This window comes from Wolbachia pipientis (genome assembly GCF_023661085.1).
Taxonomy (GTDB): Bacteria; Pseudomonadota; Alphaproteobacteria; order Rickettsiales; family Anaplasmataceae; genus Wolbachia.
This window is the reverse complement of record NZ_JAHDJT010000031.1, coordinates 1-11,289: the sequence shown is the minus strand read 5'-3', so window position 1 is coordinate 11,289 and position 11,289 is coordinate 1. Positions and strand designations below refer to the sequence as shown.

General features: G+C 35.9%; 11 protein-coding genes and 1 tRNA gene. 2 read left to right on the top strand and 10 right to left on the bottom strand.

The window, feature by feature from the left end; translation table 11 throughout:
• Window positions 1-396 precede the first annotated feature (396 nt).
• Both mlaD and DM84_RS02100 read right to left on the bottom strand, forming a co-directional pair.
• The gene (gene mlaD / locus DM84_RS02105; protein ID WP_250778102.1) at window positions 397-852 is read right to left on the bottom strand and encodes an outer membrane lipid asymmetry maintenance protein MlaD; all 456 of its coding nucleotides are present in this window, start codon (window positions 850-852) and stop codon (window positions 397-399) included.
• 2 nt (window positions 853-854) lie between these two features.
• Window positions 855-1,169, bottom strand: coding sequence for an NADH-ubiquinone oxidoreductase subunit NDUFA12 family protein (locus DM84_RS02100; RefSeq protein WP_250778101.1), 315 nt, complete (start codon window positions 1,167-1,169; stop codon window positions 855-857).
• Between the two features lie 64 nt (window positions 1,170-1,233).
• On the opposite strand from DM84_RS02100, the gene DM84_RS02095 reads away from it, so the two are divergent.
• Together DM84_RS02095 and rodA are read left to right on the top strand one after the other, a co-directional pair.
• Window positions 1,234-2,700 carry a proton-conducting transporter transmembrane domain-containing protein gene (locus tag DM84_RS02095; RefSeq protein ID WP_250778100.1) on the top strand — a complete coding sequence of 489 codons (1,467 nt, stop codon included), beginning with the start codon at window positions 1,234-1,236 and terminating at the stop codon, window positions 2,698-2,700.
• 42 nt (window positions 2,701-2,742) lie between these two features.
• Window positions 2,743-3,858 (top strand): rod shape-determining protein RodA, encoded by a 1,116-nt coding sequence (rodA, locus tag DM84_RS02090; protein WP_250778099.1) that lies wholly within the window; start codon window positions 2,743-2,745, stop codon window positions 3,856-3,858.
• A gap of 56 nt (window positions 3,859-3,914) precedes the next feature.
• Here rodA and gmk read toward each other — a convergent pair whose 3' ends face one another.
• The 8 genes from gmk to der all read right to left on the bottom strand — a co-directional run bounded on the left by gmk (window position 3,915) and on the right by der (window position 11,000).
• A complete protein-coding gene (gene gmk / locus DM84_RS02085; protein ID WP_250778098.1) occupies window positions 3,915-4,505 on the bottom strand; it encodes a guanylate kinase in 591 nt (196 codons plus the stop codon).
• Between the two features lie 40 nt (window positions 4,506-4,545).
• Complete coding sequence (locus DM84_RS02080; RefSeq protein WP_250778096.1) at window positions 4,546-6,333, bottom strand: pentapeptide repeat-containing protein; 1,788 nt, start codon at window positions 6,331-6,333, stop codon at window positions 4,546-4,548.
• A complete protein-coding gene (locus DM84_RS02075) occupies window positions 6,330-7,568 on the bottom strand; it encodes an ankyrin repeat domain-containing protein (RefSeq protein WP_250778094.1) in 1,239 nt (412 codons plus the stop codon). The genes DM84_RS02080 and DM84_RS02075 overlap by 4 nt, the downstream gene beginning before the upstream one ends.
• 114 nt (window positions 7,569-7,682) lie before the next feature.
• Window positions 7,683-7,773 (bottom strand) — tRNA-Ser (locus tag DM84_RS02070).
• A 161-nt stretch (window positions 7,774-7,934) separates the two neighbouring features.
• A complete protein-coding gene (gene ppa / locus DM84_RS02065; protein ID WP_250778092.1) occupies window positions 7,935-8,450 on the bottom strand; it encodes an inorganic diphosphatase in 516 nt (171 codons plus the stop codon).
• 104 nt (window positions 8,451-8,554) lie between these two features.
• Complete coding sequence (locus DM84_RS02060) at window positions 8,555-9,097, bottom strand: demethoxyubiquinone hydroxylase family protein (RefSeq protein ID WP_250778091.1); 543 nt, start codon at window positions 9,095-9,097, stop codon at window positions 8,555-8,557.
• Window positions 9,072-9,548, bottom strand: a complete 477-nt coding sequence (locus tag DM84_RS02055; protein ID WP_250778089.1) for a disulfide bond formation protein B — start codon at window positions 9,546-9,548, stop codon at window positions 9,072-9,074. Before DM84_RS02055 ends, DM84_RS02060 begins: the two co-directional genes overlap by 26 nt.
• 51 nt (window positions 9,549-9,599) lie before the next feature.
• Window positions 9,600-11,000, bottom strand: a complete 1,401-nt coding sequence (gene der / locus DM84_RS02050) for a ribosome biogenesis GTPase Der (protein WP_250778088.1) — start codon at window positions 10,998-11,000, stop codon at window positions 9,600-9,602.
• Window positions 11,001-11,289: the final 289 nt, after the last annotated feature.

Genomic DNA, 11,289 nt, shown 5'->3' with positions numbered 1-11,289 from the left:
CAATTTAAAGTATTATAGAGTCAAAACTCGCCACTCGGGATTTCTTTGCCTTTTTCTCATCTGGTAAATTTCTTAATATTTATAGCTAATTGCAATCTATGAACGAACATTTGTTTTTACAACAAGTGGTGTCATCCCAGCGCGTGACGCTGGAATCTAAGAATTTTATTAGGTTAGTGAGTATAAACGTTATGTTAAAATATAACATCTAATTATTATGGAAAGGTATGATCTGATGTTGTGGAACCATAATGGTGTGATTCTATTCACCTTAACATCGGGTTGAAATCATAGTCCACACTTTGGAAAAGTGGCAACTTTCTAGAGCGCAAGCATGATTAAAAAGGAGTAATGTCATTCTCTCCTTAGGTAACAGCAAATAACGGGGAAAGAGCCTTATTTTGTGAACATACCAAGAATTTTGTCTATTATTCCACCAACATTTGCTTCAGCTTGGGTATACTCTATTTTACCGCCTTTCGGAATTAGTTTAGTACCTGACCCGGGTGATATGTTAACAAATTTACTACCGACAACTCCACTGCTAGTTATTAGGGCTGAACTGTCAATTGGCAATTTTATGTCTTTACTTATGCACATATCGATTCGTGCTACATAAGTAGCTTTATCAAGTGATACGCCAGTTATGCTTCCAATATCTACGCCGGAAACCTTGACACTATCACCAACTACTATGCCATTAGCGTTAGCAAAAAGACCATATATTTTATAACAATCCTTATAGCTTTTTTTTATGTCAGATAGCTTATCAACAGCAAAGCAAACCAGAAAAATAGTAAAAATCAATACAAATAATCCAGCAGTTATTTCAGGTATATTTGATCTTCGCATCTTTAGTTATTAGGATTCCAGCTTTTATAGTAATTTTTCACTTTTTGGTTTGGATAATACGCATCTTTTGTACCCGTCAAATTAGGAGTATGTTTTATTTTTCTCTTTTTATTATTAACTGGCACTGTATCATCAGTGTAGTGAAGCCATATGTGCCACTTTGGAGGTACTGTTGTAGGTTCAGAGACACTTCTATACGTGACCCACCTTTTTCCTTGATTTAATTCATAGTAAGAGTTTCCATTTTCGTCTCTTCCTACAAATTTACCTTTTCTTCGTAATAGATATTTTATCGCACTACAAATTTTAGATAACATAAGGGTATTAAAACAAAAAGTATTATATATACTAATACTTTAACAGTCCTTTAACAACAATTTAATGCAATTGCCAATTTTACAAGTTATCATACCAATAATTGCATCGATGTTTTGCTTTCTTACCAGGAAACATAAAGTATCCTGGTTTATTTCTTTTGTCACAACGGCAGCTACTTTTTTTGTTTCATCGATATTACTCATGAAAGCGTATAATGGTGAAATTATAACTTATTACCTTGGAGATTGGGCTCCCCCGTACGGAATAGAGTTAAGAATCGATATATTAAACTCCTTGATTCTAACTCTAGTGAATTTTATAGCACTGATAAGTGCGCTTTATAGCTTTTATATCAATGAAAAAGAGATCAGCAAAAACAAAATCACTGGTTTTTATTCTTTGTTTCTGTTGTGCTTAAGCGGGCTGCTTGGGATTTTAGTAACAAACGACATATTCAATCTTTACGTTTTTTTGGAAATTTCGTCTCTTTCTTCTTATATACTAGTTTCAATGGGAAGGGATAAAAAAGCTCTGGTTGCAGCATTTGAATATCTGATTAGTGGAACAATAGGCGCAACGTTTTACTTGTTTGGTATCGGGCTTTTGTATTCTATGACTGGGACACTCAATATGTCTGACATGGCCGAGAGGATAGTACCGTTGTATGATAATAACATCATAAAGCTTGGCACATTGTTCATTTTTGTTGGCCTCTCAATCAAAATAGCGCTGTTTCCATTGAGTAGATGGCTAGTTAATTCATATAGTGAGGCGCCAAGTTTTATTAGTGTATTCTTTTCAGGCACAGTAACCAAGGTGATGATATATGTTTTTATCAGAATCTTTTATACTGTTTTCCATCAAAACTTTTTTTTATTTAAGCCTCCATTGAACAATGTGATAATTATCCTTGCATTTTGTGCTATTGTATTTGGGTCAATATTTGCAATGACCGCGAAAGACATGAAAAGGTTGCTTGCTAACTCTAGCGTCAGCCAGATTGGTTATATAGTTTTAATGCTGGGTTTAAACTCAAAAGCAGGCTTATTTGCAGCAATCCTTCACATAATAAACCACAGCATAATAAAAACATCTTTATTCATGGCTGTAGGATGTGTTTCTCATAAATTTGATTCAACAAGAGTAGAGAATTTGTCAGGACTCAAGAAATCGATGCCTCATACAGCACTTGCATTTACTCTGCTTAGCTTAGCATTGATCGGTGTGCCTTTAACAAGCGGCTTTGTAAGTAAGTGGTATATGATGAAAGCAATTATCGAGTCTCACGCGTGGATTTCTCTTATAGTTTTTGCTGCTGGTTCTTTTCTTGCGCTAATATATATGTGGAAGATGGTAGAAAAAATGCATTTTGGAAATGATGCAGCATCACACGCTGAAATAGCACCTGGATCGGTTGATAAAGTACCGCCACTTATGCTTTTCTGTCTGTTACTCATGGCAGTTTTAACAGTAGTAACAGGAGTGTACAGTACTCCAATTTGGTTAGTAGTTGAAAAGTTGGCTTTTTGATTTTCATTTCTTATTATACTTCAAAGTTATAAAGTTCTTATTGTGGGTAGGCCAAAGAAGATTTACTTGTTGCTAATCATTAACATAATAGCGCTGTTTTGCGTTGGCATTGTTGTTCAATATTCTTCTGCTGGAGGAAAGTGGATGCCATTTGCAATTCATCAACTAGTTGTATTCTCTTTCTTTTTTCTATTGGCTACAGCTATGTCATTCATAGAGATAGATTTTTATTTGAAGTATGCCTACCTTTTTTATATAGCGGCAATAACTTCGTTGCTGCTAGTAAACTTTTTTGGTTCGCACATAACGGGTGCAACAAGGTGGATAAGAATTGGGCCAATTAGTTTGCAACCGTCAGAGTTTGCAAAAGTAGGCTTAATACTTGCACTTGCTCGTTATTTTAGCAAGCAAAGTGTGTATAAAATGATGGAATTTCAAAGGTTATTCAAGGCATTTATAATTATTTTCTTACCTGTATTCTTGGTGTTAAAGCAACCTAACTTAGGCACGGCTGTGATAATGCTATTTATAGGAGCATCGATTATATTCACAGCAATAATCAAAAGATCTCATTTAATAGTTTTTGGAACGATTGGCATTCTTGTAATACCAACTATTTGGCCTTTTTTACGTCCTTATCACAAGCAGAGGATACTGTCGTTTTTGGATTCATCAGTGGATCCTCTTGGAATAGGCTATAATGCGCAGCAATCCCAGATAGCCATAGGTTCAGGAGGTTTGCTCGGTAAGGGTTTTGTTAATGGAAGTCAAACTCAGCTTGGGTTTTTACCGGAAAAGCGCACAGATTTTGCTTTTGCAGTGCTTGGCGAGGAATGGGGATTTTTAGGTAGCATGGTTTTGGTTTTCCTCTATACTACGCTGCTTGCTATAATATTCTCTATTGCTTATAGATCAAGAAATTATTTTTCTAAATTAGTGTCTATCGGCATTTTTGCCTTTTTTGGCGTTCATTTCGCCATAAACATCGGAATGACAGTCGGTCTTTTACCCGTAATAGGTGACCCGTTGCCATTTCTATCCTATGGAGGAAGCACAACTGCTGCAAGCTTAATATGTATAGGGCTGCTGCTTAGCTCTATAACGTCTGCAAAAGACTTGAGGCTAAGCTCTCGATTTTATCTGCGGGAAGGCCTGTAGTTTGAGATCAGGAACAAAAAAACTACTCGACAAGTTTTGTCAGTCAATCAATAGACCTACTTTTCCTGCGATCTTTTAAGCCTTTCTTTGTTTAATATGGAGCTTATCTCTTCTACACTTTTATCAATATCATCGTTGATTATTACATAATCATATTTATCGCTTTTGCTTATCTCCTTTTGGGCTTCGGCTAGTCTGCGTTCTATTTCATTTGCACTGTCAGTATTACGCTTTTGCAAACGTAACCTAAGCTCCTCCATCGAAGGAGGAAGTATAAAAACACTTACAACTTTTTTCCTCATAAGCTTAAATAAATGAAATGCTCCTTGCCAATCTATACTTAGTAAGACGCTTATTCCACTGCTTAAGTTCTGTTCTATAAAATTTCTCGGTATGCCATAAAAGTTCTCAAAAACTTTGGCGTACTCAAGCATTTGACCGGCTTTGCATAACTCGTGAAACCTTTCCTCGGTAACAAAAAAATAGTCCTTGCCATTTATTTCACCAGGGCGAGGTTTACGCGTGGTCATAGAAACCGACCTAACTAGGTTGGTCGATCGCTCAAGTAATCTCTCTAATATGGTAGTTTTGCCTGCTCCAGAAGGAGAAGATAAAACCAATAGTACGCCCTCACTTTTTATGGTCATTTTTCTTTTTCAAGTAATTTCATTGCAGTACACTTCATGTTCAATTAGTGTTTCCCAGTATGGCGCTCTTCAAATCAGATTTAAAAAAACTAGAATTATTTAAATCAGAATCTGATAAGTTGGTATCAATAAGGGAAGAATTGTCAAAAACAGCATGGCACAAGTCAGCTTTTTTAAGATTCGCCTTATTTAAATTAACATTTATAAATTTTGCTCTACTCAATATCGAATTAGAGAAATCGGCATTTTCTAGATTCATATCCCTAAATTCGAAATAAGCATAATTCACATCAAATTTTTCACCCTGTGATATCTTTTCTTGCAAATCTTCAATTGAGGTTATAGCACCCTCTAAGTTTGTAAGTCTTTCCTGTCCTTTATTGCCAATTAGAATTGAATGATCAAACTTACAACCTGTTAGATGAGCATCAACAACCGAACCTGCGTATAAGCTCGAAGAGCCAAAAAATGTATTACCAATCACTGAATTATTGAAATTGCTGAGAAAAAAGCCTGTTTTCTTAAAGGTATTATCCTGAAGCAAAGAAGAGCTGAAATCGCTTTCAATAAAATTCGAATTAGTTACTTTTAAATTAGACCAGCTTGAGTTATCTGCTATCAAGTTGAAAAATGTTGAGCTTTCCACCTCACTAGAGTCAATGTTATGGTAAGAGAGTTTGCTATTATAAACTTGAGAGTCTTGTATTTTGACCTTATACATTGAAGCAGTAGAAAGATCTGTACCTTCTATTTTTGCAGAGGTAAATAGTGAATGGTCGAAAAATGAACCGCTCATGTTAGAATTTGTAACTTTAGTGTCATGAAACTTTCCGTGACGAACGTCAGAATCAGAAACATCAACTTGATGCAGCTCGCTAAAACTGAAATCAATATCGGATAAATCGGCATCTTGAAAACTGACTTTAGAAGCATATGAGTGTTTTATCTTGGAGCCATGCAGTACAGACTGAACAAAACTTGAATTATTACCATTTACATAGGAAATCTGCGTGTTACTTAAATTGGTTTTATTGAAGTTACTTTCAATTATAGCAGAAGAATTAAGACAAACGTTAGAAAGATTGCTGCCTGTGAAGTCTGATTCTCTTATTTCTGCACCATATATATTAGCGTTTTCCAACGAGGAAAATTGTATTTTTAGTTTATATGAATCCACTCCAAAAAAATTTGCATTATTAAGGTTGCTTTTTTGCATAACAGTATCGTTTACTTCACTGTCGCTAAAATTTACATAACTAACATTCGAGTTTAGTAAGCTAGAGAGATTCATTTTCACATTTGAGAAATTAGTATGTAAGCCAGTTATATTATGCATTTTTGCCCTTTTAAGATCAGAGTTGATAAACTCAGCATAACTAATATCAGACTGATCAAATATAATATCTGTTAAGTTTGCAGAAATAAATTTTGCAAAACTCAGATTTGTGCCTTTTATTCTTATACCTTGCAAATTAGCATTGGAAAAATTGGCCCCACGCAAATCAGCATTAATAAAGGATACACCTGACAAGTCAGTATGAGAAAAATCAGCACCAATTAGACTGACTTCATCAAAAATAGATCCATTGAGGTACAATCGACTAAAATTGGCTCCATTTAAGTCAGGACCAAAGCCTTTTCCAAAGTCTTCTGGCACGCCTTTTTTGTGACACTGTACTAGAAATTCAGCAAAGTCTTTTTTGCTGTAAGACACATACTTTGTCTTGTGCAAAGTGTCCAAAAAATCACTGACCGGATTCTTCTTATCATTTACTCCACTTCCGTAACACAAATGACCAATTAAGACTAATATCAAAAATCTAATCATCTTTCTTGATCTTCATTGCATTGCAATTCGTTATCTTCTTTTGTTTTCACAGCCCAGTTATACATTTCCAGGCTTTCTTTGTTATCTATCCTCTTATGCTCTAAAAGATGTGGTATCATTTCAGTAATTGCATTTATCATATCAACCCGCCCTCTTTCGATTGCTATATCAATAGGGGATTGAAGACTATCATTAACCGCTTTAGGATCAGCACCTTGTAATAAGAGAAAGCGTACTATATCTACCTCACCTTGCTTAACGGCATAAATTAGAGGAGTATCTCCAAGCTTATTTCTAAGCTTCAGTGCCTCTTGAGTTGTTAATCCAAGCTTTTCCAACTTGCTTATTATTCCCCTCAGGCAAACTAAGTTGTTCTTTTTAATACAGTAAAAAAGCTGCTTACTATAGTCATCAATAAATACGGTTGTCGGAAGATGCTCATTAAGTTTATCATATTGTCGCTTATATACTGACTTGCTCTGTGCGTTTTTTTGATACCATTCCTTTATTGGTTCTCTGTCTAACTTTGTCCATCTTTGTAAATTTTTCTCTTCTTCTTGCTTGTTTTCTTTGTCTCTTCTAGTGATAAGTTTTACTTGATTTTTTCTACTGCGGTTCTCAGCTAATTTTTTCACTTCTTCTTCAGTTTGATCTTCCTCTTTTTTCCTTTCTGATAATTTATCTGTATTATTTCCTGAAGGCTTATTCTCCTCAATATCAACCTTTTTATTAACTTGTAGATCTTTTTGCAGATCGGCTACATCTTTATTTAAACCAGCGTTTGGAGGCAAAACTAAATTTTTGTTCACTTCCTTATCGGTCACACTTGGCAAACTTGGAGTACCTTCATCTTTACTTTTCTCTGGCAGGTTATTGCCAAAATCTTTATCACTCTTCTCACCTCTGCCAATAGCTTTTTCAACTGCAGGAGCTTTGTTTTTTCCATGTTGTGGTTCTTTTTTATTGATCGCTCCTTCAGCCTTGGTATCCTGTGCTTTTTCAACATTTAACTTATCAACGTCCGTAGAGTCGCTTTTGTAAGACTCAGGCTCGGTTCCTTGGGCTGTGCTTTCCGGCGCATCTTGTTTTAGATTTTTCCTTATATCCACATTTTCATGCACAGAACTAGCTGATTCACCTGCATCAGTTTTTTTTCTTTCAACTTGCTCCACAGCAAACAGGCTCGACGAGCCAAACACGACAAATAACAATGTAAAGTATAAAATACTCCTCATAAATATTCCAAGCACAAGCTTAATTAAGATGATACTATAATCAAATAATTAATCTATAGTAAAAAATGGACATGGGAAATGGAGGTTGATTAAGGTCATTATGCCAATAACACGCGGAAGGAGAGGGATTCGAACCCTCGATACGACTTTTCAATCGTATAACGGTTTAGCAAACCGCCGCCTTCAGCCGCTCGGCCACCCTTCCAAATCTTGAACTTCAAAGCAAGTACTTTATATAATACCAAGACTTCACAACCTGTCTAATGCTTTTAATAGCAGCATTTCATGTTATTAGATAGCAGAATCTCTTCTAAACCAGTCAATAACTGTAATTTTACTATAATAAACAACCTAAGCTAATGCGCATCAATCTCCACTTTTAATAGCGTTTTCAATAATGCTCTTTGCTTCTTTCATACCAACCCATTTTCCAACTGTTACTGCTTTTCCTTTCTCCAGATCTTTGTAGTGTGAAAAGAAATGAGTAATCTTATCCAGTAGGTTTTTAGGCAAATCAGAGTAGTCCTTCACGTTGTCATAATAGCTATCAACGCTGGGAACAGGTACAGCTAATATCTTTTCATCTTCTCCTTTTTCATCCCTGGTAAGTAAAGCACCTATTGGACGTACCAATATTAAAACACCGGGTGCTAGGGGGAATTGAGTTAACACCAAAACATCCACGGGATCACCATCACCTGCACAGGTATTTGGTACAAATCCATAATTGCAAGGATAGGTCATTGAAGTAGATAAAAACCTGTCAACTTGCAGCAATCCAAGCTCTTTATTAAATTCATACTTTATAGGCTCAGCATTTGCACCTATTTCAATTATCACACTCACTGCATCTGCTGTCGTAGTTATTTTACTCAAATCCATAAATTACCTCTTACTTTAAGAGTAAGTATTATATAACATACACTTCTTAGTTGCCACATTTATATAATTTCATCTTTATGAACAGAAATCTGCCTGAGAATCAACTAAATCAACTTGGACAAATAAATGGCAGCTTTGCAGCCCGTTTTTATGAATGAAGACAAGATATTGTAACCAAACGCACCTTCAGCATTGTGTTCAATTGCAGTGTCTCTGTGCTCTAACTCCTCATCGCGAAACTTACTTATAGTTTCTCTTAGTTCTCCATCTTCTAAATGCGAAACTTGCTCTTTATAGTGCTCCTCGATCACTTCTTCGACTGCGGCAGTGCAAGCCATAGCAGCCTTTCTTCCCATAATGGCAGTTGCAACACCAAGTGACACTCCCAAAACACGCCAAACTGGCAATAAAACAGTAGGACGAACTTTTTGCTCTTTGATTTTCTCATTAAAATAGTGAAAGTGCTTTTTTTCCTGCTCTTCCATTTCAATTATTTCCTTGATTATAGAAGACTTTTTAAGAATAAATTTTTGACCAGAATAGATGCAAATAGCTCCATATTCTCCAGCATGATTTACCCTAATTGCCTGCTGCAAAAACTTACTACCGCCATACCTTAAGTTATTTAAATTTCTTTCTCTCTCCACAATACATTTTACCTGACACGAACAGAGCCGCTATAAGATAAATTAAGTTCCACGTTGCTAGGGAAACGCCTAGAACATAATGGGGTCTGTCACAAGAAGGAGAGTAGTTAGGGTTTAAAAGGTTATTTCTCAGCTCTTCTACGCTAACGTTACCGCTTGCTTGTTCTGTGCATCCTAAAATATCATGGAATAAGCGGAGTTCAAGACCTACATGATAAAAAGATATTATCGCACCGATGAGATAACTGCAAAACATTGCATAAACTAAAATTTTGTTGTCTTTAATCATGTATGCCACTGCGAGTAATCCTGCAACATAGTAAACTATCCGCTCGTATATGCATAATTTGCATGGCAGCATATTAAAAAAATACTCTAGCACATATGCAAAAATTAGAGCAACGGCGCTTGACAGCAGGAAGATTGTAGGAGTTCTGGAGTTATTACGCATGACCTTTGAGTTAGCTATTACAAAGACTTCTTAAAGTATAAAGCAGAGTACTCATTTTGCATAGGGATTTTTATTCTTCTTCAAAAGCAATCTGACTGGTACGCCTTCAGCAAAGAAGTTTTTTCTTAGGTCATTAACTAAATAGCGTTTATAACTTTCATCAACACTTTCAGGCATGTTGCATATTAAGGAAAAAGCCGGAGGTTTAGTGCCAACTTGAGCAATATACTTCATTTTAATTGCTCTACCTTTGACAAGCGGGTGGGTGTGCCTATTTAGAGCATCAATTAGCCAGTTATTTAACTTTGCAGTACTGATTTTCCTGCTTAAGAACTCGTTTACTTCAAGACACTTGTCTATCACATCATTGCAGCGCATGCCTTTTAACGCAGAAATCGTTATAGTTGGCACTTCCAAAAATAACCGAGTTACTTCCTGTTGTTTTACAAATTTTATCAACTTGCTCCTGTCATCTTTATTTATTAAGTCCCACTTATTTAAGACAATGATAATTCCCTTTCCTCCTTTGATCGCAGCTTCACCGATTGATAAATCCTGTTGCTCAATACCCACAAGGGAGTCTAGCATTAAAGCTATCACGTGAGAGCGTTTTATTGATTCCATGCTCTTCTCAACAAATCTTGATTCTAAGTCATCTGTAACATTCGCCTTTCTACGGATTCCGGCAGTGTCAATCAGAGTAATTAGCTTTCCACCATGATCGTATGTAATATCCACAGAGTCACGTGTGGTACCTGGTTCTGAACTTGTTATTAGCCTATTCTCTGCAAGTAAGCTATTTAAAAAAGTTGACTTCCCAACATTTGGGCGGCCGATGATTGCAATCTTTAGCTTAGTAAACTCATTAGCTTGATCCGATGTCATTCCGGTGCGTGACACTGGAATCTGCTTATTTTTTTCTGGATCCAAGTAGTCAGCTACTTGAATGACAGGAGAGGAATTTATAAAAGACTCAATAACACCAGCTAATGCATCGTAGAGATCAACCATGCCAAGGTTATGTTCGGCTGAGATGTACACTGGGCCTATGAAATCAAAAAACTGCAAGTAATCAACATTTCCTGACCTATGACTTTCACATTTATTTGCTACAAGTATTACAGGTTTATTTGTCTTCCTCTTTAGCCACTTTGCAAATTCTTTGTTCTGTTCATTTTGCACTTTTGCATCAACAAGAAAAAAAATTACATCCGCACTCAATAAAGAAAACTCTATTTGTTCAATAACTTGCGGTGAAAAATTGGTTTGGTCGTTCCACCCTCCTGTATCAATAATTTTGAATTCTAAATCGCTAATTCTTCCAATTCCCTCACGTCTATCCCTCGTTACCCCTGGGATGTTACTAACCACTGCTGCTTTTCTTCCCACCAGCCTATTAAATAGGGTTGATTTGCCAGCATTTGGCAAGCCTACTATAGCGGTTTTTAGCATAGTTTGAGCACATGTTCTACAGAAGTAAATTATAATCAAAATTTTTCAATTTAACTATTGACTTTACAGGTTACATCAATGTTCTAAAACCAAGATATTTTATCTTGATTTTATTATGAAAAATATAGGGGGTAGTTATGCCAGTATCAGAGCAAGTATATAGTGCGGGCGATGAAAATCTAAAACAACAAAAGCAGCAGAAGCGTTCATATGAAGATATAGAACGCCCAGAAGAAACAAACGATTACCAGTTAAGCATGACAATATATAAACAAATTGAGAGAGAGAA

Excerpts from the sequence above, each read along its gene's own strand:
- mlaD (WP_250778102.1), bottom strand. The coding sequence starts at position 852 with ATGCGAAGATCAAATATACCTGAAATAACTGCTGGATTATTTGTATTG.
- DM84_RS02100 (WP_250778101.1), bottom strand. The coding sequence starts at position 1,169 with ATGTTATCTAAAATTTGTAGTGCGATAAAATATCTATTACGAAGAAAA.
- DM84_RS02095 (WP_250778100.1), top strand. The coding sequence starts at position 1,234 with ATGCAATTGCCAATTTTACAAGTTATCATACCAATAATTGCATCGATG.
- gmk (WP_250778098.1), bottom strand. The coding sequence starts at position 4,505 with ATGACCATAAAAAGTGAGGGCGTACTATTGGTTTTATCTTCTCCTTCT.
- DM84_RS02080 (WP_250778096.1), bottom strand. The coding sequence starts at position 6,333 with ATGATTAGATTTTTGATATTAGTCTTAATTGGTCATTTGTGTTACGGA.
- DM84_RS02075 (WP_250778094.1), bottom strand. The coding sequence starts at position 7,568 with ATGAGGAGTATTTTATACTTTACATTGTTATTTGTCGTGTTTGGCTCG.
- ppa (WP_250778092.1), bottom strand. The coding sequence starts at position 8,450 with ATGGATTTGAGTAAAATAACTACGACAGCAGATGCAGTGAGTGTGATA.
- DM84_RS02055 (WP_250778089.1), bottom strand. The coding sequence starts at position 9,548 with ATGCGTAATAACTCCAGAACTCCTACAATCTTCCTGCTGTCAAGCGCC.
- der (WP_250778088.1), bottom strand. The coding sequence starts at position 11,000 with ATGCTAAAAACCGCTATAGTAGGCTTGCCAAATGCTGGCAAATCAACC.